Origin of the sequence: Chryseobacterium sp. SIMBA_029, assembly GCF_046535275.1 — a bacterium.
Classification (GTDB): Bacteria; Bacteroidota; Bacteroidia; order Flavobacteriales; family Weeksellaceae; genus Chryseobacterium.
In genome coordinates this window covers 1-247 of sequence record NZ_JAWRXA010000680.1, presented here as the reverse complement: position 1 = coordinate 247, position 247 = coordinate 1, and the positions used below count along the sequence as shown (strand labels likewise).

The window sequence follows — 247 nt, the reverse complement described above, 5'->3', positions numbered from 1 at the left end:
CCTTTCTTATACCAACCTTTTCAATAAGAACATCAATCTGAGCGCGTGGATGGAAATTTCCAATCAAAACAATGGAAATACCCAGGCTAATAACACCAACGTATTCCATAATATCTCCATCACTAAAATATTTCCTAAAACGCAAATGGAGGCCAGTATACAGTTGATGAATATTTTCAAACGACCTTATTCTGATGATATCACTTACAATCAGGGAGGGACAGTAAGAAGATATGAATTATGGGAC

General features: G+C 36.0%; 1 pseudogene. It reads left to right on the top strand.

What is annotated here, in order from left to right:
• Window positions 1-247: pseudogene (locus SB679_RS25685) on the top strand (TonB-dependent receptor); the annotation flags it as partial.